This is a genomic window from uncultured Alistipes sp. (assembly GCF_949296715.1).
Classification (GTDB): domain Bacteria; phylum Bacteroidota; class Bacteroidia; order Bacteroidales; family Rikenellaceae; genus Alistipes.
Map to the genome: position 1 here is coordinate 79,911 of NZ_CASFQD010000025.1, position 25,632 is coordinate 105,542.

15 protein-coding genes are annotated in these 25,632 nt (G+C 64.5%); 14 read left to right on the forward strand and 1 reads right to left on the reverse strand.

What is annotated here, in order from left to right; genetic code table 11:
* The first annotated feature begins 3 nt into the window (after positions 1–3).
* The 8 genes from Q1Y33_RS03970 to Q1Y33_RS04005 all read left to right on the forward strand — a co-directional run bounded on the left by Q1Y33_RS03970 (position 4) and on the right by Q1Y33_RS04005 (position 15,953).
* Positions 4–1,314 carry an MFS transporter gene (locus Q1Y33_RS03970; protein ID WP_300798455.1) on the forward strand — a complete coding sequence of 437 codons (1,311 nt, stop codon included), beginning with the start codon at positions 4–6 and terminating at the stop codon, positions 1,312–1,314.
* 60 nt (positions 1,315–1,374) lie between these two features.
* Positions 1,375–4,401 (forward strand): TonB-dependent receptor, encoded by a 3,027-nt coding sequence (locus Q1Y33_RS03975; protein WP_300798521.1) that lies wholly within the window; start codon positions 1,375–1,377, stop codon positions 4,399–4,401.
* 15 nt (positions 4,402–4,416) lie between these two features.
* Entirely contained in the window at positions 4,417–6,087 is a 1,671-nt protein-coding gene (locus Q1Y33_RS03980; protein WP_300798456.1) for a RagB/SusD family nutrient uptake outer membrane protein, read from the forward strand.
* Between the two features lie 23 nt (positions 6,088–6,110).
* Positions 6,111–7,907, forward strand: coding sequence for a SusE domain-containing protein (locus Q1Y33_RS03985; RefSeq protein ID WP_300798457.1), 1,797 nt, complete (start codon positions 6,111–6,113; stop codon positions 7,905–7,907).
* A gap of 105 nt (positions 7,908–8,012) precedes the next feature.
* Positions 8,013–10,322 carry an alpha-amylase family glycosyl hydrolase gene (locus Q1Y33_RS03990; protein WP_300798458.1) on the forward strand — a complete coding sequence of 770 codons (2,310 nt, stop codon included), beginning with the start codon at positions 8,013–8,015 and terminating at the stop codon, positions 10,320–10,322.
* Positions 10,323–10,335: 13 nt separating this feature from the next.
* Positions 10,336–11,673, forward strand: a complete 1,338-nt coding sequence (locus Q1Y33_RS03995; RefSeq protein WP_300798459.1) for an alpha-amylase family glycosyl hydrolase — start codon at positions 10,336–10,338, stop codon at positions 11,671–11,673.
* 202 nt (positions 11,674–11,875) lie between these two features.
* Positions 11,876–13,744: a glycoside hydrolase family 13 protein gene (locus Q1Y33_RS04000; RefSeq protein ID WP_300798460.1), complete on the forward strand. Its 1,869-nt coding sequence runs from the start codon at positions 11,876–11,878 to the stop codon at positions 13,742–13,744.
* A 13-nt stretch (positions 13,745–13,757) separates the two neighbouring features.
* Positions 13,758–15,953: a glycoside hydrolase family 97 protein gene (locus Q1Y33_RS04005; RefSeq protein ID WP_300798461.1), complete on the forward strand. Its 2,196-nt coding sequence runs from the start codon at positions 13,758–13,760 to the stop codon at positions 15,951–15,953.
* A 203-nt stretch (positions 15,954–16,156) separates the two neighbouring features.
* On the opposite strand, the gene Q1Y33_RS04010 is transcribed toward Q1Y33_RS04005, so the two are convergent.
* Positions 16,157–17,155: an ROK family protein gene (locus Q1Y33_RS04010; protein WP_300798462.1), complete on the reverse strand. Its 999-nt coding sequence runs from the start codon at positions 17,153–17,155 to the stop codon at positions 16,157–16,159.
* Positions 17,156–17,272: 117 nt separating this feature from the next.
* Between Q1Y33_RS04010 and Q1Y33_RS04015 the strand changes: the two genes are divergently transcribed.
* The 6 genes from Q1Y33_RS04015 (at position 17,273) to Q1Y33_RS04040 (ending at position 25,500) form a co-directional block, all read left to right on the forward strand.
* A complete protein-coding gene (locus tag Q1Y33_RS04015; protein WP_300798463.1) occupies positions 17,273–18,244 on the forward strand; it encodes a polyprenyl synthetase family protein in 972 nt (323 codons plus the stop codon).
* A 6-nt stretch (positions 18,245–18,250) separates the two neighbouring features.
* Positions 18,251–19,492 (forward strand): peptidase U32 family protein, encoded by a 1,242-nt coding sequence (locus tag Q1Y33_RS04020; protein WP_300798464.1) that lies wholly within the window; start codon positions 18,251–18,253, stop codon positions 19,490–19,492.
* Positions 19,493–19,716: 224 nt separating this feature from the next.
* Positions 19,717–19,914 carry a hypothetical protein gene (locus Q1Y33_RS04025; RefSeq protein ID WP_300798465.1) on the forward strand — a complete coding sequence of 66 codons (198 nt, stop codon included), beginning with the start codon at positions 19,717–19,719 and terminating at the stop codon, positions 19,912–19,914.
* Between the two features lie 251 nt (positions 19,915–20,165).
* Complete coding sequence (locus Q1Y33_RS04030; RefSeq protein ID WP_300798522.1) at positions 20,166–21,530, forward strand: MFS transporter; 1,365 nt, start codon at positions 20,166–20,168, stop codon at positions 21,528–21,530.
* Positions 21,531–21,639: 109 nt separating this feature from the next.
* Positions 21,640–23,031: an aminopeptidase P family protein gene (locus Q1Y33_RS04035; RefSeq protein ID WP_300798466.1), complete on the forward strand. Its 1,392-nt coding sequence runs from the start codon at positions 21,640–21,642 to the stop codon at positions 23,029–23,031.
* A gap of 312 nt (positions 23,032–23,343) precedes the next feature.
* Complete coding sequence (locus Q1Y33_RS04040) at positions 23,344–25,500, forward strand: elongation factor G (protein WP_300798467.1); 2,157 nt, start codon at positions 23,344–23,346, stop codon at positions 25,498–25,500.
* Positions 25,501–25,632 lie beyond the last annotated feature (132 nt).

The window sequence follows — 25,632 nt, forward strand, 5'->3', positions numbered from 1 at the left end:
CGAATGAACAAGCCCAAACTCTCCTTTTGGCAGATTTGGAACCTCAGCTTCGGCTTCCTCGGCGTACAGATCGGATATTCGCTCCAGAACTCCAACACGTCGAGCATTTTCGAATCGCTGGGGGCCGATGTCAGCCATCTCAGCTACTTCTGGCTTGCGGCGCCGCTCGCCGGCATGATCGTCCAGCCGATCATCGGACTCTTCTCCGACGGCACGTGGACCCGCCTGGGCCGCCGCATTCCCTACATTCTCGGCGGATCGATCATCTCGACGCTGGCGCTGGCGCTCATGCCCAACTGCCCGCGGCTGCTGGCCTTCGCCCCGCTGGCCATGGGGGCCTTCATCCTGCTCTTCATGGACCTCTCGTTCAACGTCACGATGCAGCCCTTCCGGGCGCTGGTGGCCGACATGCTCGATGATTCGCAGAAGACGCAGGGATATGTCGTGCAGACCTTCCTGATCAACCTTGGCGCCGTCATCGGGGCCATTCTGCCGCTGCTCATGACGCAGCTCGGCGTCTCGGACGAGGTCGTGCCGGGCGAGGTGCCCGCGCACATCGCCTACTCCTATTATATAGGCGGTGCGATCCTGCTGCTCACGGTCCTCGTCACCGCGTTCAGGACGCGCGAATACCCGCCCGAGGAGTTCGCCCGCTACAACGACATCCGCAGGGAGGGTAACACCCCGCGTCCGGGCTTCATGACGCTGCTGCGCAACGTGCCGCAGGCGATGGTGCGGCTGGGCGTCACGCAGTTCTTCTCGTGGGCGGCGCTCTTCCTCATGTGGACCTACCTCAAACCCGCCATCACGGGCGTTGTGACCGACCATGCCACGGGGGCCGTGCTCTCCGACGGCGCCACGCAGACGTGGGTCGGCGTGCTGAACGGCACCTATCCGATTCCGGCCTGCATCGCGGCGCTCTTCCTCGGGCGTATCGCCGCACGCTGGGGCAACAAGCCCGTCTATGCCGTCTGCCTGCTGGCCGGTGCCGCGGGCTTCGCCGGGCTGTGCCTGCTGCGCAACCAGTATGCACTGATGCTTCCGATGGTGGGTATCGGCATCGCCTGGGCCGGCATCCTCGCCATGCCCTACGCCATCCTCTCGCGCGCCGTCGAGCCGCGCCACATGGGGGTCTACATGGGCATCTTCAACTTCACGATCACCATTCCGCAGATCGTCATCGGCCTCACGGGCGGCGCCATCGTCAAGTACTGCTTCGACAGCGAGGCGGTCTGGATGCTGGCCCTGGCCGGACTCTTCATGCTGTTGGCCGCACTCTCCGTGGGCTTCGTCCGCGAGGAGCACGCCCGATAGCCATTCCGTAAGAAACCTATTTACAAACCAACCAAAATTCCTATGAAAAAACTTTTGACTATGTGTGTGGGCATCTTGCTGGCCAGCTTGATTACCCCCCCCCTCACGTTGGCGCAAAACGCTGGCTATGAGGTTCAAGGCGTAGTTGTCGACAAGTCGGGAATGCCCATCCTGGGCGCCACGGTGGTCGAGAAGGGCACGACCAACGGTGTCTCGACGGGCATCGACGGCGACTATGCCATCCGCGTGGCTTCGCCCGAAGCGGTCGTCGAGATCAGCTATGTCGGCTACAAGACCGTCACGCTGGTGGCCTCCTCGACGCTGCTTCAGCACCTGACGCTCGAGGAAGATGCCATGGGCATCGACGATGTCGTGGTCATCGGCTACGGTACGGTCAAGAAGAACGACATGACCGGTTCGGTCGTGGCGATCAAGGCCGAGGAGCTGAACCGCGGTGCCGTCGTTTCGACGCAAGACATGCTCAAGGGAAAGGTCCCGGGCGTGCACATCATCCCCGGTGACGGCGGTCCGGGCTCGAGCTCCACGATCCGCATCCGCGGCGCCGCGTCACTCAACGCCTCGAACGACCCGCTGATCGTCATCGACGGCGTGCCCATCGCTTCGGACGGCGGCGCCGGTATGGCCAACCCGCTCGAGACGATCAACCCGAACGATATCGAGTCGTTCACCGTACTGAAGGACGCTTCGGCTGCCGCGATCTACGGTTCGCGCGCCTCGAACGGCGTTATCATGATCACCACGAAGAAGGGCAAGGGCAACACCCCGCGCGTGTCGTACAGCGGCAGCGTGAGCGTCCAGACCAACTCCGACGAGCTGCCCGTCTTCTCGCCCACCGAGTTCCGTGAATACGTCGACCGCGTCTACCCGGCCGGCACCGAAACGGGTGACAAGGTACATGCCATGATGGGCGACAAGAACACCGACTGGCAGGACCTGATCTTCCGCACGGCCATCTCACACGACCACAACGTCAGCGTCATCGGCAACATCGACGACCGCATGCCCTACCGCGCTTCGGTGGGCTACACCAACCAGCAGGGTACGCTCGAGACCTCGAAGTACGAGCGCGGAACCCTCGATCTGAGCCTCTCGCCCAACTTCTTCGACAAGCACCTGACGGTCAATCTCAACGCCAAGGGCGTGGTGACCTCGCAGCAGTATGCCGACGGCGGTGTCGTGGGCTCGGCCGCCTTCTTCAACCCCACGGTCGATCCCTACTGGCGCAACGAGGACGGCTCGATCGACTACACGACGACCAACGGCTTCTGGAACTACGGCTCGGGCCGCGGCGAGGAGTTCACCCCCAACACGCTGGTGGGCGCCGGTCCGCTCTCGAAGCTCTATGACCGCGACAACTCGGCCCGCGCCAAGCGTTTCATCGGCAACGCCCAGATCGACTACAAGGTGCACGGATTCGAGGCCCTGCGCTTCAACCTCAACCTCGGTATGGACATCTCGTCGACCAAGATCTACGACGGCGTGAATCCCGGATCGTTCCAGGCCTACACCGACACCGAGGCCCGCGGCTGGGGCCAGTACACGTGGACGACGAACTTCCGCCGCAACCACCTGCTGGAGTTCTACGCCAACTTCAACAAGGAGTGGGGCATCCACCACCTCGACGTGATGGCCGGTTATTCGTGGCAGCACTTCTACGCCTCGGACCACTCGGTAACCTACTTCAACGAGACTCACGAGCAGAAGGGCGAGGATTCGCGCTATCCGTTCAACCGCCGCGAGTACTACCTGCTCTCCTTCTACGGACGTATCAACTACTCGCTCGCCTCGAAGTACCTCTTTACCTTCACGCTGCGTGACGACGCCTCGTCGCGCTTCTCGAAGAACACGCGCTGGGGCCTCTTCCCGTCGGCCGCCTTCGCCTGGAACATCGCCCAGGAGAAGTTCCTCAAGGACGTGCGCGTGCTCTCGGCCCTGAAGCTGCGCCTGGGTGCCGGACAGACCGGCCAGCAGGATATCGGCGACAACTACTACGCCCACCTGGCCCGCTATTCGATGTCGACCGACGTCTACAAGCAGTACAACATGGGCAGCGCCGGCTATTCGTTCTACCTCACGCCCGCAGCCTACGACCCGAACATCAAGTGGGAGACCACGACGACCTACAACGTCGGCCTCGACTTCGGCTTCTTCGACGGCCGCATCAACGGTAGCGTCGACGCCTACCTGCGCCAGACGGACGACCTGCTCAACAGCGTCATCACCCCGATGGGTTCGAACTTCGGCAACACGGTCATGACCAACATCGGCTCGATGGAGAACCGCGGTCTGGAGTTCAACCTCAACCTCATTCCCGTGCAGACCGAGAACTGGAACCTCCAGATCGGACTGAACGGCACGTTCCAGCACACGGAGTTCACGAAGCTCAACAACACGGACGATCCCGACTATTCGATCCAGACGGGCGGCATCTCGAAGGGTACGGGCAACATGCTCCAGCGCCACATGGTGGGCTACGCTCCCTACACCTTCTACTGCTTCCAGCAGGTATACGATGCGAACGGCAACCCGATCCAGAACGCCCTGGTCGACCGCGACAAGGACGGCAAGATCACGCAGGCCGACCGCTACATGACCGACAAGAGCCCCAACCCCGACTTCTTCTACGGCGTATGCCTCAAGCTCACCTACAAGAACTGGGACTTCGGCTTCAACGGCCACGGTTCGGTGGGCAACTGGGCCTTCAACGACTTCGCCTCGGCCAACTCGACCTCGAACCTCGACCTGAACGCCGGCAACCTGCCCAACTTCGCCAAGGTGGTCAACAAGACCGGCTTCACGAAGGCCAACAGCGGTGAACAGTGGTATTCGGACTACTTCCTCGAGGATGCCTCGTTCTTCCGCATGGACGACATCAACCTCGGCTACACGTTCGACAAGATCGGCAGCTGGAAGGGTTCGGTCCGCGTGGCCGTCGGCGTGCAGAACGTCTTTGTCATCACGAACTACAGCGGCATCGATCCCGAGATCAACAACGTGAACGGTATCGACGGTTCGATGTGGCCCCGTCCGCGCACCTACTCGCTGCGTCTGAATGTCAACTTCTAAAACCGAATGAAAACCATGAAAATGAGCATAAAACACATCGCAATGGCCGCGGCGGGAGCCTCCATGCTGCTCACCGCGTGCATCAACGACCTGGATACGCTGCCGCTCAATCCTTCGGATTCGACCTCCGAGACGGTCTACGGAAAGGATGAGGCGGGCTACATCGCCGGTCTGACGAAACTCTACTTCTGCTTCGTCTCGAACGAGACCACCGACCTGCAGGTCAGCGACGGCGGCGCCTCGGAGCTCGTCCGCGCCTACTGGACGGTCGAGGAGGTGACGGCCGACGCCTGCAAGTGCGCCTGGGAGAACGACGCCTGGGTCCGCGCCATGAATACCAACACCTGGTCGGATGCCGACAACGACGCCACCTATGCCGTCTACGTCCGCACGCTCCAGGGTATCGCCTATGCCAACGAGTACCTGCGCCAGACCGCTTCGGACCGCCTCTCGGACCGCGGCGTGAGCAGCGACCTCGCCGCCCGCATCCAGGGTTACCGTGCCGAGGCCCGCTTCCTGCGCGCCTACTTCTACTGGATCGCCCTCGACGTCTTCGGTGACGTGCCCTTCACGACCGAGAACTCGCCCTTCGGCGGCGGCGTGAACCCCAAGCAGGCTTCGCGCAAGGATGTCTTCGACTACTGCGTCTCGGAGCTGACGGCCCTGGCCGCCGACGACAGCGCCATGCCGGCCGCCCGCTCGAACTACCCGCGCGCCGACAAGGGTGCCGTGCAGGGACTGCTGGCCCGCATGTACCTCAACGCCGAGGTCTACACCGGCGAGCCGATGTGGCTGGAGGCCAAGCAGGCCTGCGAGGCGGTCTTCTCGATGGGCTACTCGCTCTGCCCGGAGTATGCCGACCTGTTCCGCGGTGACAACGGCGAGAACCCCGACGCCCTGAAGGAGATCATCTTCGGCATCTCCTACGATGCCGAGCAGACGCAGTCCTACGGCGGCACCTCCTACCTTACGCTCGCAGCCATCGCGGCGGCCGATGTCTCCGCCACGGAGATGATCAACGGCGTGAACAACGGCTGGGGCGGCATCCGCGTGCCCTACGAATATGTCGAAAAGTACTTCGACGTGCGCAACCCGGACTACACGACCGGCACCTACGACGTGCGCGACAAGCGCGGCGGGATGTTCTACATCAAGGGCCGCAAGGAGTCGATGGACGGTGCGCTCTACGTCTTCCTCAACGGCTGGAGCTGCCTGAAGTTCAACAATATCCCGCACAATGAGGACAACGACTCGTACATCGAGACATCCGCTGTCAAGGCCTACAGCGACGTCGACTTCCCGCTGATCCGTCTGGGCGAGATCTACCTGATCTATGCCGAGGCCTGCATGAATCTCGGACAGGCCAACACGGCGATGCCGAAGCTTCAGGAGCTGGCCGAGCGCGCCGGCGTGTCGGCCCCGACCTCCATCACGCAGGACTGGCTTCTCGAGGAGCGTGCCCGCGAGCTGATGTGGGAGGGACACCGCCGCACGGACCTGATCCGCTACGGGAAGTTCACCTCCTCGTCGTTCCTCTGGACCTACAAGGGCGGCACGTTCAGCGGCCAGGGCTTCGACGACCACATGAAGATTTTTGCTATCCCGGCATCCGAGCTGGCCTCCAACCCCGAGTTGAAGCAGAACCCCGGATACGGAACCACGGCCGGAACCGAAACCGATAAATAACGACCCTTAAAACCGTTGAAACCATGAAATTCGCAAGATATGCAACCATGCTGGCAGCCGTTGCGGGACTTTTCGCCGCCTGCCAGAAACTCGACGAGGCTACGGCCTACGCGCCCGAGGATGTGGTGGCGCCCGTGCTTCACGGCCTGCCCGCCGAGATCGTCATCACGTCGGAAAACATGGGCGAGAATCTGACGTTTACGTGGGATGCCGCCGACTTCGGCGTCCGCACGCAGATCAACTACTCGCTCGAAGCCTCCTGCGGCGACGGGGAGCGCGTGGTTCTCTTCTCGGACCTCACGGGCACCTCGACCGAACAGCCCTACGAGAGCATCAACACGAAACTCGTCTACGACGTGGAGGTTGAGCCCGACACGCCGACGACCGTGAACTTCTACATCAGCGCCACGATCGGCACCGATTACGAGAAGGTCTATTCGGAGCCCGTTGCGGTGACGATGACCGTCACCAAGGCCGAGCGCGTCTATCCGACCGTCTGGGTCATCGGCGACTACTGCGGCTGGAACCACGGCAATTCGCAGTTTCTCTTCAGTTTCCTCGATGACGAGATCAACTACGAGGGTGTCATCGACTTCGGTGACAAGGCCGCCAACGGATTCAAGCTGACGGGCGTTGCCGGCTGGGACGACTCCTGCAACTGGGGTCTCGACGGCGAAGCGCCGAAACCCGAGGCTGAGGCTTCGTCCATCACGCTCATCTCCAGCGGCGGTTCGGCCAACATCGACATCTACTCCAAGCGCTTCTACCGCTTTGCCTTCGACCGCAGTTCGCTGACGCTCGCCAAGGGGCTGTCGTTCGACCAGCTGGGCATCGTGGGCGACGGCGTCGGCAGCTGGGACAACGACCTCGTCATGGAGTTCGATGCGAAGACGCAGCGCTTCTGGGTCGATGCGACGCTCGTGGCCGGAGAGATCAAGTTCCGCCTCGACGGCGCCTGGGATACCTCGTTCGGATCGTCGACCGAAGGCATGCTCGACGGCGGCGACAACATCAAGGTGCCGGCCGGCAACTACCGCATCTACGTCAACCTGAACAACTCCGCGGCCATGACCTACGAGCTCAACGCCGGGGATTACGGTCAGACGGGCGGCGGTGACGAGCCCGAGCCCGAGACGGCCGACTGGTATATCCACGGCCAGACCGTCGCCACGCCCGAGTGGGGCCCGACGGCCATGGAGAGCGCCAGCGGCAGCATCGCGGCCTACAAGGCGGCCAATGTCGAGGTGACGGCCAATTCGGAGTTCCTCTTCAAGAGCGGCGACGAGTCGCAGTGGCTCGGGGCCGACGCCTCGCTCGGCGGCGGTGACGGGAAGTACACCTGCACGATCGGCGCAGCCTTCGCCGTCTCGGCGAACAAGGTGAATGCCGTCGTTGCCGAAGCGGGCACCTACGACTACTGGCTGCTGCCCGAGGCGGGCCGCGCCTACGTCATGGCCGCAGGCGTGAAGCCCGAGTACGTTCCCGAGACATGGGGCCTCATCGGCAGCATTACGGGCTGGGGCGATCTGGGCGACTTCTCGATGAGCGAGGAGGGGGCCTACCTCGTCCGCCGGGGCGTGGCGATCAAGACGACCGACGAGTTCAAGATCCGCTACAACAACGAGTGGGACGACTCGAAGAACTACGGTACGGCTTCGGGCGGTGCGATCGACATCAACACGGCCGTCGCCGTCATCACCAGTGGCGGATCGCAGAACATGAAGGTGCAGCTCGACGGCACCTACGACATCTATTTCGACCTTGCGGGCAGCACGGTCTACGTCATGAGCGAGGGCAAGACCCCGGCCGACGTACAGTAACCCCTGCACGGGACGGAGGAGGCGCCTCCGTCCCGTTCTGGCCTGCGGCCCCTGACCGGACCGCAGGCCCCCAGAAAACGAAACCAAAGAACCGATACTTCGAAGATGAAAAGGATTTTCTACCTGCTGCTGGCGCTGCTCGTCGCCGCAGCCGTCTCGTGCGGCAAGGATTCGACTTCCGGCAAGGGAGGTGGCCTGCTCGCCGTCACCCCCTCGGCACTCGAATTCGACACCGGGGGCGGGAGCGAACTCATCGAGCTGAAGACCGACGCCGGGTCGTGGTCGCTCACGCAGAGCGACGGCACGGCGTGGTGCACGCCCGAGCGGACCTCGGGCCGGACCTCGACCTCGTTCCACGTTACCGTCACGGCCAACACGGGCGGCACGGAGCGCAGCGCGACGCTGACCTTCACCGCCCCGGGCTGCGAGGAGGTTGCCCTCACGGTGCGGCAGGCGGGTGATACCCCTGCGGGCAGCGAGCCCGTCGTGGCGGAGCCCGACGCATGGGACGGCGTCAAGCGCGCCGACATCTCCTACCAGGTGCTGGTCTACAGTTTTGCCGACGGCGACGGCGATACGAAAGGCGACCTCAAGGGGCTGACCGAGCGGCTGGACTACCTCGACGAGATGGGCGTCTCGGCCGTCTGGCTCTCGCCGATCCACCCCTCGTCGTCGTACCACGGCTACGACGTGCTCGACTACGAGGCCGTCAACCCGGCCTTCGGCACGGACGCCGACCTGCAGGCCTTCATCGACGCCGCACACGCCCGCGGCATCCGCGTATACCTGGACTACGTGCTCAACCACACGGGCAGGGAGCATCCGTGGTTCCGCGACGCCGTCTCCTCGGAGCAGAGCCCCTGCCGCGGCTACTACATCTTCTCGAAGGACCCGCAGGGCGACATCGCCGCCGGGCGCATCGACCAGATCGCGACGGAGGGTGCGGCCGGCTACGACGCCGGGCAGTGGTTCTCGACCGACTCGAACGCCGGGGCCACGGGCCGCTTCCGCTTCGAGTTGGACTGGAGCAACGCCTCGGCCCCGACGGTCACCGTCACCGAGACGACCGACGCGCCCGATGCGGAGAACACCGACACCTCGGCCGGCGGCAAGTACCTCTACTACGGCGACCAGCAGATGGCCCGCTTCTATACGGACGACGACACGCACTATCGCCTGACGCTCGACTTCGACTCGGACTGGGGCTTCCTGATCCGCACCTCGACCACCTCGTGGGCCGCCGGCACGAAGTACGGCGCGCCCGACAACCGGACGATCCTCGAACTGGGCGTGCCCTTCACGCTCACGTCGGCATCGACGGCGGCCAACATCCAGTTCTCGCTGCCGACGATGTACCACTCGCACTTCTGGACCGCGGCCTTCGCCGACCTGAACTACGGCAAGGCCTCGGAGGCCGACGCATCGGCCGCTTTCAAGGCGGTGACCGAAGCGGCCGACAAATGGGTTGAGATGGGTGTCGACGGCTTCCGCCTCGACGCCGTGAAGCACATCTACCACAACGCCTACAACGACGAGAACCCCACCTTCCTCAAGAAGTTCTACGACCGCATGAACGAGAGCTACCACGCCCGCGGCGGCGAGGGCGACTTCTACATGGTGGGCGAGATGCTGGACGATGCGGCGAACGTCGCCCCCTACTACAAGGGGCTGCCGGCACTGTTCGAGTTCTCGTTCTGGTACAAGCTGCGCTGGGCCCTGCAGAACGGCATCGGCCGCTACTTCGTCAAGGACATCCTCGAGTACCAGCCCGCCTACCGCCAGTACCGCGCCGACTACATCGAGGCCACGAAGCTCTCGAACCACGACGAGGACCGCGCCGCCTCGGAGCTCGGCCGCGTGGAGGGACGCCTGCGCGTCGCCGCCGCCGTGCTGCTCACGGCGCAGGGCGATCCCTACATCTACCAGGGCGAGGAGCTCGGCTACTGGGGCACGAAGTCCAACGGCGACGAGTATGTCCGCACGCCGATCCTCTGGGACCGCGCCGGGCGCGAGCTCGCCTCGGGCAGCCTCTCGGGCAAGGTCGACCGCCAGATGCTGACGGAGTCAATCTCGGTTGAGGCGCAGGCCGAGGAGGAGAACTCGCTGCTGAACCTCTACCGCACCTTCGCCCGCCTGCGCAACACCTACCCGGCGCTGGCCGAGGGGGCGATGACCAAACACCCGATCTACAACGAAAACAACGCCGACGAGGAGGCCGTGGCGGTCTGGTACCGCGAGAAGGAGGGCGAGCGGATGTTCGTCGCCCACAACTTCGGCGACAAGGCCCGGACGCTGACCCTCGACGACACCCTCGGCAAGGCCGTGGGCCTCTCGGGCGAGGCGATGATCAAGCGCGACGGCGGCAGCACGCTCCTCACGCTGGGGGCCTACTCCTCGGTTGTCTTCACCTTATAACCCTTTCCCTGCGATGAAACGATTGCTTGCACTGATCCTGGTGGCCGCCTGCGCCGCCTGCGGCACAACCCCCGCGGAACCCGCCGCACACCCCGACTGGAGCTACAACGCCGTCGTCTACGAGATGAACGTGCGCCAGTACACCCCCGAGGGGACCTTCGAAGCCGCCGCCCGCGAACTGCCCCGCCTCAAGGAGCTGGGCGTCGACGTCGTGTGGCTCATGCCCGTCTACCCGATCGGCGTGCTGGAGCGCAAGGGGACGCTCGGCTCCTACTACGCCATCTCGGACTACTGCGCCACGAATCCCGAATTCGGCACGCTGGAGGATTTCGACCGCCTGCTCGCCGAGGCGCACCGCCTCGGACTGCGCGTCATCCTCGACTGGGTGGCCAACCACACCTCGCCCGATGCGCGGTGGATCGACGAACGCCCGGCCGACTGGTACGTGCGCGACTCGCTGGACCGCACCATCGTGCAGTACGACTGGACGGACATCGCCAAGCTCAACTACGACAACGCCGACATGCGGCGCGAGATGGAGCGCTCGATGCGCTTCTGGCTCGAGCGCGGCATCGACGGCTTCCGCTGCGACATGGCCTGCGAGGTGCCGATCGACTTCTGGCGCACGACGCTGCCGGCCCTGCGGCGCGACTATCCGCAGATCTACCTGCTGGCCGAAGGTGAGGACCCGGCGCTGCACGAGGAGGCCTTCGACGCCTCCTACAGCTGGGAGCTGCACCACCTGATGAATGCCATCGCCCGCGGCGAGAAGGGCGCGGCCGACCTGAAGGCCTACCTCGGGAAGGACGCCGCGACGACGCCCCGCGAGGCCTTCCGCCTGATGTTCACCTCGAACCACGACGAGAACTCCTGGGCCGGCACCGAATTCGAACGCATGGGCGATGCCGCGCGCGTCATGGCCCTGTTGACCTTCACGCTGCCCAAGGGACAGCCGCTTGTCTACACCGGGCAGGAGATCGGCTACGACCACCGCTTCGCCTTCTTCGAGAAGGACCCCGTGCCGCAGTGGTGCGAGAACGAATATACGGATTTCTACCGGCAGCTGATCCGCCTGCGCCACGAGAACCCGGTGCTGGCGGCCGGTGAGCGGGGCGCCGAAGCGCGCTTTGCGGCCGAGGGGCTGCTGCCCGAAGGCCTCTTCTGCTTCTCGCGCGGCGAGGGGGCGGAGGAGGTGACCGTCGTGGCGAACCTCACGGCCGCGGAGCAGGCCCTTGCGCTTCCCTTCGAGGGGCCGCGCCGCGAGTTCTTCACCGGGGCGGCGCACCCGGGCGGCGAACAGGTGACGCTGCCCGCCTGGGGATGGATGGTCTTCGCCCCGGAGGCGGAGTAGCCGCCCGGTCCGATTTCCGGTCCGCAGAGTTCCGGTCCGACGGCCGGAACTCCCGCCGCAGATGAGGCTGTAAAACAGACCGCCCCGGCCGGGGCCGCAGCCGGTTTCGGCGACGGAACGGCCCGGACGGAGGCCTGGCGCCGTTGCATGAACGCAGATTTTTACTAACTTTACAAACGACAATACCTTGAACCGCATTCTGATGACACTCGCAGCAGCCGGGCTGGTCGCCTGCGCGACGCAGCCGGCATTCGATCCCGCCACGGTGGCCGACGCCACAGGCGAGGTGACACGCATCGAACCCCTTTCGTGGTGGACGGGCATGCAGACACCCCTGCAGCTGCTCGTCGCCGGGGAGCGCATCTCCGATTACGACGTCCGCATCGAGGGCGGGCAGGGCGTGAAAGCCACGGCCGTACACAAGGCCGACAGCCCCAACTACCTCTTCGTCGACGTGGCCGTCGACGCCGATGCCGCACCAGGCACCTACTACCTCGTCTTCTCGAAGGAGGGACGGGAGTTCAAGGCCCCTTACGAGATCGCGGCACGCCGCGAAGGCTCCGCCGAGCGCGGGAGCTTCACCACGGCCGACATGATCTACCTGCTCATGCCGGACCGCTTCGCCAACGGCGACCCCGCGAACGACTCGACGCCCGACACGCAGGAGAAGGCCGACCGCGACGCCTTCTTCGGCCGGCACGGCGGCGACATCGAGGGCATCCGCCAGCACCTGGACTACATCTCCTCGCTCGGCGCCACAGTCATCTGGCCCACGCCGCTGCTGCTCGACGACGAGCCCGAAGGGTCGTACCACGGCTACGCCTGCGCCGACTACTACCGCATTGACCCGCGCTTCGGCACGAACGAATCCTACCGCGACTTCGTCGCCGCGGCCCACGAAAAGGGACTGAAGGTCATCATGGACGTGGTGACCAACCACTGCGGCACGGCGCACTGGTGGATGCGCGACCTGCCCTTCGAGGACTGGATCCACCAGTTCCCCGAGTACACGGGCACGAACGTCTGCTTCTCGACGAACATGGACCCCAACGCCTCGAAGTACGACCTCAACCTGCAGGAGAGCGGCTGGTTCGTCCCCTCGATGCCGGACATGAACCTCGACAACCCCTACGTGCTGCGCTACTTCCAGCAGTGGGCCGCCTGGTGGACCGAGTATGCCGACCTGGACGGCTTCCGCGTCGACACCTACCCCTACAACGAGAAGAACCCGATGAGCGAGTGGTGCGCCTCGGTACGCCGCGAGTACCCGAACCTGAACATCGTGGGCGAGTGCTGGACCTCGTCGATCCCGCAGCTGGCCTACTGGCAGTCGGGCAACCCCAACCGCGACGGCTTCGACTCGCACCTCCCCTCGATCATGGACTTCCCGCTGCAGGAGGCCATCTGCCGCGGCGTGCCGACCGACTCGCAGCGCTGGGGTGAGGGGATGACGCGCGTCTACGACTGCCTGTCGCACGACTTCGTCTACCACGACCTCTCGAAGATGATGATCTTCGCGGGCAACCACGACACGGACCGCATCGGCGACGTCGTGCGCAAGAACCCCGAGCGGATGAAGCTTGTGCTGACGATGCTCGCCACGATGCGCGGCATCCCGCAGATCTTCGCCGGCGACGAGATGATGTTCACCTCGAAGGACCTCTCGCAGGGCCACGGCGGCCTGCGCGTGGACTTCCCGGGCGGCTGGGCCGGCGACAAAACCGACCTCTTCGCGGCCGAGGGACGCACGGGCCTCGAGAAGGAGCTCTTCGACCATGCGCAGCGTCTCTTCCAGTGGCGCAAGGGCAAGACGGTGCTCCACAACGGCCGCACGATGCACTTCCTCACGCGCGACAACACCTACGCCTACTTCCGCTACGACGACACCGACGCCGTCTTCGTCTTCATCAACAACTCGCGCGGCAAGAAGCAGGTGCCCTGGTCGCACTACGCCGAGATTGCCACGGGGCTGCACGACGGGTGCAACGTCCTGACGGGCGAGGCCGCCGAGGTGAGCGATGCCACCGTCGTCGGACCGCGGCAGGCGCTGGTTGTGGAATTCAAACGCTAAACCATATTCCGACATGAAGAGATACCTCATGCTTTTTGCCGCCGCGGCCGCCGCGCTCGGCGCCTCGGCCCAGGAGGTGCTCCGCTCACCCGACGGCGAGCTGGAGCTCCGCTTCTCGCTCTCCGACAAGGGAGAACCCACCTACGTCCTCGACTACAAGGGCCGCGCCGCCGTGCTGCCCAGCCGCATGGGCCTCGAGCTGCGCGGCGACGCCCCGGCGCTGGAGTTCGGCGCCGAGATTCAGAAGGGCGGCTACGGCGAGCCCGTATCGCTCTACGACGGATTCGAGCAGTGCGGCGCGCAGCGCAGCGAGTTCGACGAGACGTGGCAGCCCGTCTGGGGCGAGGAGTCGTCGATCCGCAACCGCTACAACGAGCTGGCCGTAACGCTCCGCCAGCCGCAGAGCGGCCGGCAGATGGTCATCCGCTTCCGCCTCTACGACGAGGGCGTGGGCTTCCGCTACGAGTTCCCCGAGCAGGAGGCGATGACCTATTTCACAATCCGCGAGGAGCGCACGCAGTTCGCCATGACGGGTGACCATACGGCCTTCTGGATTCCGGGCGACTACGACACGCAGGAGTACGACTACACCGAGTCGAAGCTTTCGGAAATCCGGCAGCTCATGCCGCAGGCCATCACGCCCAACTCGTCGCAGACCCCCTTCTCGCCCACGGGCGTGCAGACGGCCCTGCAGCTGAAGAGCGCCGACGGCCTCTACATCAACATCCACGAGGCGGCGCTCGTCGACTACCCCTGCATGCACCTCGATCTGGATGATGAGCGGATGGTCTTCACGTCACACCTCACGCCCGACGCCCAGGGGTGGAAGGGCTACATGCAGACCCCCTGCCACACCCCCTGGCGCACGGTCATGGTCACGGACGACGCCCGCGAGATTCTCGCCTCGCGCCTGATTCTCAACCTGAACGAGCCCTGCGCCATCGAGGACACGTCGTGGATCAAACCCGTGAAATATGTGGGTGTCTGGTGGGAGATGATTACCGGCAAGAGCGACTGGGCCTACACGCAGGAGCTGCCCTCCGTGCATCTCGGCGTGACGGACTACGCCGCCGTGAAGCCCAGCGGGCGCCATGCGGCCAACAACGACAACGTCCGGCGCTACATCGACTTCGCCGCCGAGCACGGCTTCGACCAGGTGCTCGTCGAGGGTTGGAACGTCGGCTGGGAGGACTGGTTCGGCCACACGAAGGACCACGTCTTCGACTTCGTGACGCCCTATCCCGACTTCGACATCGAGGCGCTGAACAAGTATGCCCATGAGAAGGGCGTGCGGCTGATGATGCACCACGAGACCTCCTCGTCGGTGCGCAACTACGAGCGCCATCTGAAGGAGGCTTACGAACTGATGAACCGCTACGGCTACAACGCCGTGAAGAGCGGTTACGTGGGCGACATCCTGCCGCGCGGCGAGTACCACTACGGGCAGTGGATGGTCAACCACTACCTCCACGCCGTGCAGGAGGCGGCCCGCCACCACATCATGGTCAATGCCCACGAGGCCGTGCGCCCGACGGGCCTGTGCCGCACGTGGCCCAACCTGATCGGCAACGAGTCGGCCCGCGGCACGGAGTACCAGGCCTTCGGCGGCACGAAGCCCGTGCATGTGACGCTGCTGCCCTTCACGCGCCTGCAGGGCGGTCCGATGGACTACACGCCCGGTATCTTCTCGATGGAGGTCTCGAAGCTCAACCCCGCGAACAACTCGCACGTCAACGCCACGATTGCCAACCAGCTGGCGCTCTACGTGACGCTCTACTCGCCGTTGCAGATGGCGGCCGACGTGCCCGAGCACTACGAACAGTACATGGATGCCTTCCAGTTCATCAAGGATGTGGCCGTCGACTGGGACGAGAGCCGCTACCTGCTGGCCGAGCCGGGTGATCTGATCGTCATCGCCCGCCGCGCCAAGGGCTCCGCGGAGTGGTTCGTGGGCGGCGTGACGGACGAGAACCGCCGCACGGCCGAGTTCAGTTTCGACTTCCTCGATCCGGAGAAGAGCTACGTGGCGACGCTCTATGCCGACGCCCCGGATGCCGACTACCGGACCAACCCCGAGGCCTACACAATCCGCACGGGCAAGGTGACCGCCAAATCGAAGCTGAAGGTGGAGATGGCCCCGGGCGGCGGCTTCGCCCTCTCGATCCGCGAGGCCACGGCCGAAGACCGGCGGCTCGGACGGCTGAAATAAAAATAAGACGCAGGCCGGAGATATCCGGTCTTCGATCCGCAGAAAACGAGCAGGGCGGGAACCTTCGAAAGGTTCCCGCCCTGCTCGTGTCTCCGCCCGCTGCCGCCGCGCCCGCAAAACAAAACCGACCGCTACCCCCCCCCTACAAAAACGGCAGAGCCACATCCTGGGCTCCGCCGTTTCGTCTGTTCCGTCCGAAAGAATTACATCTCCTGCCAGATCAGCGCCGAGGCGCCGAGGATGGCGGCGTTCTTGCCCTGGATGCCGCTCGGCAGCAGCTTGACCTTGTTCTTGTAGGTGAAGAGCATGTTCTCCTCCATGTACCACTGCGTCGGTTCGAAGATCAGCTTGCCGGCCTTCGACAGACCGCCGAAGAGGAAGATCGCCTCGGGCGAGGTGACCGTCACCACGTCGGCAAGGGCCCGGCCCAGCATCTCGCCCGTGAAGCGGAACGCCTCCTTGGCGATGAGGTCCCCCTGCTCGGCGGCGGCCGAGATCATCGAGGCGTCGAGGTCGCTGAAGGCGATGTCGCGCAGCTTGCTCGGGGCGTTCATCGTGGCCATCAGCTCGAAGACCGTGCGCTTGATGCCCGTTGCCGAGACGTAGGTCTCCAGGCAGCCGCGGCGTCCGCAGCCGCACTCGCGGCCGTTGCGCTCGACGATGACGTGGCCGAATTCGCCGGCGAAGCCGTCGCTGCCGTAGATCATCTCGCCGTTGGCCACGAAGCCCGATCCGAGGCCCGTGCCGAGCGTGATCATGACAAAGTCCTTCATGCCCTTGGCGTTGCCGTAGATCATCTCGCCGATTGTCGCGGCATTGGCGTCGTTCGTGACAACCACCTTCGTGCCGTCAAAATATTTCGAAATATCCTCCGCAATCGGGAAGATGCGGCGCGACTCGTCGGTGTTCTCCTCGCCGGCGCGGAACTTCCAGAGGTTGGCCGGCGTTTCGATGGTCCCCTTGTGGAAATTGGCGTTCGGGGCGCCGATGCCGATGCCCGCCAGCTCGTATTCGAACGAGAGGCTCGAGGCCAGTGCGCGCATCGAGTCGCACAGGTCATGGACGTAGGCAGGGTAGTCGTCCACATAGGGATATTTCTTGGTCGAGATGACCGATTCGGCATAGAGGTCTCCGTTTTCGTCCACCAGGCCGAAAGCCGTGTTGATACCTCCGATATCCACGCCGATAGCGAGTTTTTTCATGGCTGATTTCAGGTTAAAAGTTCAGAATTACCCTCAAAGTTAATCGGAAAATTCGGCTACTCCAAACTTTTTTGCTACTTTTGGGACAGAATCACCGTCAAAAAATCCTTTCCGACCATGCAAACCAACGATCAGCTGCTCGCAACCATAGAGAACTACCTGGCACAAACCGATTTCCCGGCCGAACCCGACCACCTCTACGCCCCGATCGGCTACTCGCTCGCGGGCGGCGGGAAACGCCTGCGGCCGATGCTCGTGGCGCTCGCCTGCGGCATCTTCTCGGACGATGTGCAGCAGGCGCTGCCCGCCGCCGCCGCCGTCGAGGTGTTCCACAACTTCACGCTGCTGCACGACGACATCATGGACAATGCGCCAGTGCGCCGCGGCAAACCCTCGGTCTACGCCCGGTGGGGACAGAACGTCGCCATCCTTTCGGGCGACGCGATGCTCATCTGCGCCTACCGCCTGCTGGCCGACCTGCCCGCCCCGATCCTGCCGCACATCCTGCGCGTCTTCAACGACATGGCGCTCGAGGTCTGCGAGGGGCAGCAGTACGACATGGATTTCGAGACCAAGCAGAAGGTCTCCGTGGTGGAGTACATGCACATGATCGAGCTGAAGACCTCGGTGCTGCTGGCCGGCGCCACCGTCATCGGCGCCCTGATCGGCGGGGCCGGCGAGGAGGACTGCCGCAAGCTGCGCCGCTTCGCCATCGAGCTCGGCCTGGCGTTCCAGCTGCAGGACGACCTGCTGGACAGCTACGGCGACGAACGCCTCGGAAAGGCCATCGGCGGCGACATCCTCGAGGGCAAGAAGACCTACCTGATGATTACGGCCATGAGCCGCGCTGACGAACCCACACGCGAGGTGCTCCGCACGGCCTACCGCGACCCGGAGCTCACTGACGCCGAGCGGATCGCCGCCGTGAAGGCCGTTTACGACCGGCTGGACGTGCCGCGCCTGACCGAGCAGCAGATCGAGCTGCGCTTCGAGCGGGCTCTCTCGATCCTCGATACGCTCTCGGCGCCCAAGGAGCGCACGCAGCAGCTGCGCGCCTTCGCCGAAAGCCTGATGGGCCGCAAAAAATAGCGCTTCATGAAACGTTCCGATATCGAAATCATGGCCCCCGTAGGCTCCTACGAGGCCCTTGCGGCGGCCATTCAGGCCGGTGCCGACGCCGTCTACTTCGGCGTCGGGAAACTCAACATGCGCGCGGCCTCGGCGGCGAACTTCTCGCTCGACGACCTCGGGCGCATCGTCGCCACGGCGCACGAGGCGGGCGTCAGGGCCTACCTGACGGTCAACACCGTCGTCTACGAGGAGGAGATGACGGCCGTGCACGAGGTGATCGACCGCGCCCGGCGCGAAGGTGTCGACGCCATCATCGCCACCGACATGGCGGCGATCCTCTACGCCCGGCGCATCGGGCAGGAGGTGCACATCTCCACGCAGAGCAACATCTCGAATTCCGAGGCGGTGCGCTTCTACGCGCAGTGGGCCGACACGGTGGTGCTGGCGCGCGAGCTCTCGCTCGAGCAGGTGGCAGAAATCCACCGGCGGATCGTCGAGGACGACATCCGCGGGCCGCGCGGCGAGCTCGTGGAGATCGAGATGTTCGCCCACGGCGCCCTCTGCATGTCCATCTCGGGCAAGTGCTACCTCTCGCTCCACGAGACGGGCTGCTCGGCCAACCGCGGGGCCTGCCGCCAGCTGTGCCGCCGCAAATACACCCTGACGGACAAGGAGACCGGCGCACAGCTCGACACCGACGGACAATATGTCCTCTCGCCCAAGGACCTCTGTACGATCGACTTCCTGGACCGGATGCTTGCGGCGGGGGTGCGTGTGCTCAAGATCGAGGGGCGCGCCCGCGGTGCGGAGTATGTCAAGCGCGTGGTGGAGTGCTACGACGAGGCCCTGCGGGCCATCGAGGCGGGGAGCTACACGCCCGGGCTGGCTGCCCGCCTCAAGGAGCGGCTCGCGACGGTCTTCAACCGCGGATTCTGGGAGGGCTACTACGCCGGGCGTCCGGTCGTGGAGCACAGCCCCGCCTACGGCTCCTCGGCCACGCGCCGCAAGGTCTACGTGGGCAAGGTCGTGAACTTCTACAAGAAACTTTCGGTGGCCGAGGTGCTCGTCGAGGCGTCGCCCGTGGCCGTGGGGGATGAAATCTTCTTCCTCGGCGCCACGACCGGCGTGGCCGAGCAGCGGCTCGAGGAGCTGCACGGACCCGACGGCACGCCGGCGGGCGAGGTGCGGCAGGGTGAGCTCTGCGCCATCCGCACGCCGGGCGTCATCCGCCGCGGCGACCAGCTCTACAAGTTCGTCGACGCATAAGGACCCTTTCCTTTTCGACATCCGGACAGCCTCCCGGGTAATCCGGCCCGGCACAGGATATTACAAAGGACGCAGCGCATGCGTCCTTTTTTATGCTGCATACCTGGTGCTGCAAAAGGGCCCACAGTTAACAATCGAAAATAATTTATCGAAAAACAATAAAATTTATTTGTTTTTCAAAATTTCTTTCGTAAGTTTGCACCGTCAAAACCAATCGACCGATCATGGAAATCGAAAAAGTCATCCGCATCGTCGCCGTCACGCTTGTCGTGGCCGCCTTTGCCGTCCAGATCGCCATGCGGCTGCTCTTCCCCGATGCCGATCCGTCCTGCGACGGCATCCTCGCGATCGTCCTGCTGCTCTGCGCGGGCGGCATCTGGCGCGGCACGGCGCGGACGGACAGCCGCAACGCCGGCCGATGAACCTGCGGCCGACACCAAAACCGACCGAAACAGAGACACAACCTAAAATAAAAAGTTCAAACAGGAGATCCCTACCGCGGGGCTCTTACCCTCCGCGCGAAAGACTCATAGTTGTGCGATGAAGCCCCGGGATGACCGGGGTTTCGTTATTTTTGCTAATTTTGCAGTACAGACCGCAGCCCGTCTCTCCGCAGATGGAGTTTCCAAACCACATATCCGCCACGCAGGCCGCCCCGACCGACGGCATCCCGATGCCGCGCCGCCTCGGGGCCATCCTCGCCGTGGCCTTCGGCGTCAGCCTCTCGGTGCTCGACGGCTCGATCGCCAACGTCGCCCTGCCCACAATCGGGCGCGAGCTGGGCATCTCGCCCGCCGACTCGATTTGGATTGTCAACGCCTACCAGCTGGCCATCATGGTCTCGATTCTCTCGCTCTCGGCCCTGGGCGACCTGGTCGGCTACTGCAAGGTCTACATCGGCGGACTGATGCTCTTCACCGTGGCGTCGGTGGGCTGCTCCCTCTCCGAATCGCTGCAGACACTCGTCCTCTCGCGCGTGATGCAGGGCTTCGGCGCCGCGGCCATCACGTCGGTCAACACGACCCTCATCCGCATCATCTATCCCCGCGCCCGCCTCGGACGCGGCATGGGCATCAACGCCACGGTCGTGGCCATCTCGGCGGTAGCCGGACCCACGATCGCCGCAGGCATCCTCGCCGTCGCCCCGTGGCCGTGGCTCTTCGCCGTCAACATCCCCATGGGGCTCGTGGCGCTGGCCTTGAGCCACCGGTTCCTGCCCCGCAACCCCGTGCGGGTCACGAGCCGGCACTTCCGCTGGCGCGACGCCGTGATGAACGCCCTGACCTTCGGCCTGATGATGGCCTCGGTCGAGGGTTTCTCGCACGGCCTCGACCCGCGCATCCTCTCGGTCGGCGTCGCCGCGCTGCTCGTCATCGGATTCTTCTTCATCCGCAGCCAGCTCCGCGAGGAGTATCCCATCCTGCCGTTCGACCTGCTGCGCATCCCCATCTTCTCGGTCTCGGTGGCCACTTCGGTCTGCTCGTTCCTCGGGCAGATGCTCGCCCTCGTGGCCCTGCCCTTCTACCTGCAGGGTGAGTGCGGCTACGACGAGGTGCAGACCGGTCTGCTGCTCACGGCGTGGCCCGCCGTCATCATGGTCGTGGCCCCGACGGCCGGCTATCTGGTCGAACGCATCCACGCCGGACTGCTCGGCGGCATCGGGCTGACGGTAATGACCTCGGGGCTGCTGCTGCTCGCCTTCCTGCCGCCGCACCCCGCGCAGAGGGAGATCATCTGGCGGCTGGTGCTCTGCGGCGCAGGATTCGGGCTCTTCCAGTCGCCCAACAACAGCATCCTGATCGCCTCGGCACCTCCCGAGCGCAGCGGCTCGGCCAGCGGCATGCTCGCCACGGCCCGCCTGCTGGGACAGACCACCGGCGCGGCGCTCATGGCCCTGCTCTTCCACTTCGTGCCGGGGCGCAGCACCCACGCGGCACTGCTGCTGGCCAGCGGATTCGCCTGCACCGGAGCCGTCGTCAGCTTCATGCGGGTGCGCCTGCCGCTGCCCGAGGGGCTGCGGCGCAAGAACGGGGTGTAACCGCCCGCAGGGAGAGGGCCGGAGGGCTCTGCGCATGAAAAGTCGGCGGAGGCCCCTTCGCATTTCTGCGATTTTTTGCTATCTTTGAGGCAAACAAAATTCCGAAACCATGTTTTCAGCCAAAACCTACACGGCGCGCCGCCACGAACTGCGCACGAAGATCGGCTCGGGCATCATCCTGCTGCCGGGCAACCCCCTCACGCCGAACAACTACCCCAACAACGCCTACTATTTCCGTCAGGACTCCACGTTCCGCTACTACTTCGGGCTGAACGTCCCGTCGGTCGTCGGCGTGATCGACGCCGACTCGGGCGAGGAGGCCCTCTACGGCGACGACTTCACGGTCGAGGACATCATCTGGACGGGTCCGCAGCCGACGTTGCGCGAGATGGGCGCCGGCGTGGGCGTCACGGCGACCTTCCCGATGGCCGAACTCGAGGGACGTCTGCGCCGGGCCATTGCGCTGGGACGCCGCATCCACTACCTGCCGCCCTACCGCGGTGAGACGAAACTCCAGCTCTCGGCGCTGCTGGGCATCAAGCCCGCGCTGCTGCACGACTACAAGTCCGTGGAGCTGATGTTCGCCGTGGCGGAGATGCGCGAGAAGAAGAGCGCCGAGGAGATCGAGGCGATGGAGCGCGCCTTCGGCATCGGATACGAGATGCACACGCTCGCCATGCGGATGTGCCGCGCGGGCGTCGTCGAGCGCGAGATCGCCGGGGCGATCGAGGGTGTCGCCAAGTCGAAGGGGCAGGGCGTGTCGTTCCCGTCGATCGTCTCGCAGCACGGCGAGACGCTGCACAACCTCAACGCCGACGGCGTGCTGACCGACGGACGGCTGCTGCTGTGCGACGCCGGGGCCGAGAGCGTCGAGGGCTACTGCTCGGACCATACGCGCACCTATCCCGTCAGCGGGCGGTTCACGCCGCAGCAGCGTGAAATCTACGACATCGTGCTTGCGGCGCACGACCACGTGGCCCGCATCGTCGGCCCCCACATGATGTATACCGAGGTGCACAACGCCGCCTACATGACGCTGGCCGAAGGGCTCGTCGGTGTCGGCCTGCTCAAGGGCTCGGCGGCCGATGCCGTGGCGTCGGGCGCCATGACGATGCTCATGCCCCACGGGCTGGGCCACGGGCTGGGCATGGACGTGCACGACTGCGAGGCGATGGGCGAGCGGTCGTTCGACTTCTCGCAGATCAGCGAACGCGCCGCGGCTTCGGGCACCTGCATCTACCGCGCCGCCTGGCGGCTCGAGCCGGGGACGGTGCTGACCGACGAGCCGGGCCTCTACTTCATTCCGGCGCTTATCGACAAGTGCCGCGCCGAGGGCAAATACAAGGGGATCGTGGACTACGACGCGCTGGAGGCCTACCGCGACTTCGGCGGCATCCGCATCGAGGACGACATCCTTGTCACGGAGGAGGGCAGCCGCGTTCTCGGCGACCGGAAGATTCCCGTTACGGCCGAGGAGCTCGAAGCCGTCGTGGGCAAGTAGCCCTCCGGCGATATCATCCGACCGATCCGGGGCCTGCGGGCTCCGGATTTTTTGTTGCCACAGGAGCCTCGGGGCCGCAGAAGCCGCACCGTTCCGACACCCGGGGCGGCCGTCCCCGTGACCCGTGCCGGACGGACCGCACCCCGCGCTGCCCGTCCGCCATCCGTCCCGGAGGACCTCTTCACCCCGCCCGAAACGCCGTTTCACCCCGAAAAAGAGGCGCCGTTTCTTGTTTTTTTGGAATTTTTCGTATATTTATAGTCGGCTAAACGAAAAGCTACCGAAAAACAACCTTAAAACCATAACGGGAATATGAAAAACTATTCAGCCAAAGAGATCAAGAACATCGTACTCATCGGCGCGCCCGGCACGGGAAAAACTACCCTTGCCGAAGCGATGGCCTTTGAGGGTAAGGTCATCGACCGCAGGGGTAGTATCGAGACGAACAACACGCTCTCGGACAATACGGATATCGAGCACGAATACAAGCGCTCGATCTATTCGACGATCCTCTTCACCGAATTCATGGACCGCAAGCTGAACATCATCGACTGCCCGGGCTCGGACGACTTCTGCGGAAGCCTCTTCTCGGCATTCAAGGTCGGCGACGTCGGCGTCTTCCTCTACAGCGCCGTCAACGGCTGGGAGGTCGGCAGCGAAATACAGGCCCGCTACGCCCGCCTGCTCAAGAAACCCGTCATCGGCGTCATCAACCAGCTCGACGCCGACAAGGCCAACTTCGAGGCCGCCTTCGAGTCGATCAAGGCCGCTTCGCGCGTGAAGCCCGTGCTGGTGCAGTATCCCGTCAACCAGGGCCCGGAATTCAACGCCTTCATCGACGTGCTGCTGATGAAGATGTACCGCTTCAAGGACCACGACGGACACCGCGAGGAGCTCGACATCCCGGCCGAGGAGCTGGAGCGTGCGCAGGAGCTTAACAAGGAGCTCGTCGAAATGGCCGCCGAGCACGACGAGGCCCTCATGGAGCTCTACTTCGACAAGGGGACGCTCACGCAGGACGACATCCGCGCGGGTCTGAAGATCGGCGTGGCCAACCGCGAGGTGATGCCCATCTTCTGCACCAGCGGCAAGTATGATATCGGCACGAAGCGTCTGATGGAGTTCATCATCAACGTGGCTCCCGGACCGCTCAAGGCCCCGAAGTTCCTCACGACCGAGGGCGAGGAGGTGGCTGCCGACGAGGCGGGACCCGCCGTGGCGTTCGTCTTCAAGAGCCAGGTCGAGCAGCACATCGGCGAGATCACCTATTTCCGCGTCATCCGCGGCAAGATCGCCGAGGGTGCCGAACTGGTGAACACCCGCACGGGCAACAAGGAGAAGCTCTCGCAGCTCTTCGCCGTGGCGGGCAAGAACCGCATCAAGGTGACGGAGCTCTCGGCCGGCGACATCGGCTGCACCGTGAAACTCAAGGGCACGCGCACGAACGATACGCTCGCGGCCGCCTCGGCGCCCGTGACGATCGAACCCATCGTATTCCCGGAACCGCGCTACCGCGCAGCCCTCAAGTGCAAGGAGCAGAGCGATGAGGAGAAGCTCGGCAAGATTCTCAACGACGCCAAGTTCGAGGACCCGACGATTCTGGTCGACTACTCCAAGGAGCTCAAGCAGACGATCATCCAGGGCCAGGGCGAACACCACCTGAACATCCTGCGCTCGCGCATCCTCGCCGAGAACAAGCTCTCCTACGACTACATCGCGCCGAAGATTCCCTACCGCGAGACGATCACCAAGGTTGCACAGGCCGACTACCGCCACAAGAAGCAGTCGGGCGGCGCCGGACAGTTCGGCGAGGTGCACATGATCATCGAGCCCTACTACGACGGCATGCCCGAGCCGAAGAACTACAAGGTGCCGGGCAAGGGCGAGATGGTGGTCAACGTCAAGACCAAGGAGGAGTACGACCTGCCGTGGGGCGGCAAGTTGCAGTTCTACTCGGCGATCGTGGGCGGCGCCATCGACGCGCGCTTCATGCCCGCCATCCTGAAGGGTATCATGGAGAAGATGGACGAGGGCCCGCTGACCGGCTCCTACGCCCGCGACATCCGCGTCGTGGTCTACGACGGCAAGATGCACCCGGTGGATTCGAACGAAATCTCGTTCAAGCTTGCGGCCCGCAACGCCTTCAAGGAGGCCTTCCGCAACGCCGGGCCCAAGATCATGGAGCCGATCTACAATGTCGAGATCCTCGTGCCGAGCGACTACATGGGCGCCGTGATGTCCGACCTGCAGAACCGCCGCGCGATGATCGCCGGCATGGAGTCCGACAAGGGCTTCGACCGCCTGAACGCCACGGTGCCTCTGGCCGAGCTCTACCGCTACTCGACGACCCTCTCGTCGCTCACCTCCGGATCGGCGACCTACTCGATGAAGTTCGCCTCCTACGAGCAGGTGCCGGCCGACGTGCAGGAGAAGCTGCTCAAGGCCTACACCGACACCGACGAGGAGTAGGCGGCCGCATCGCATTCCAACGGCGGGCGGGGCTGTCATGCCCCGCCCGCTTTTTTTGCGTCCGGCCCGCTCCCTGTCCGTCATTTTGTGTCCCGCCCGCTTTTTCTGCGCCCGGCCCGCTCCCTGTCCGTC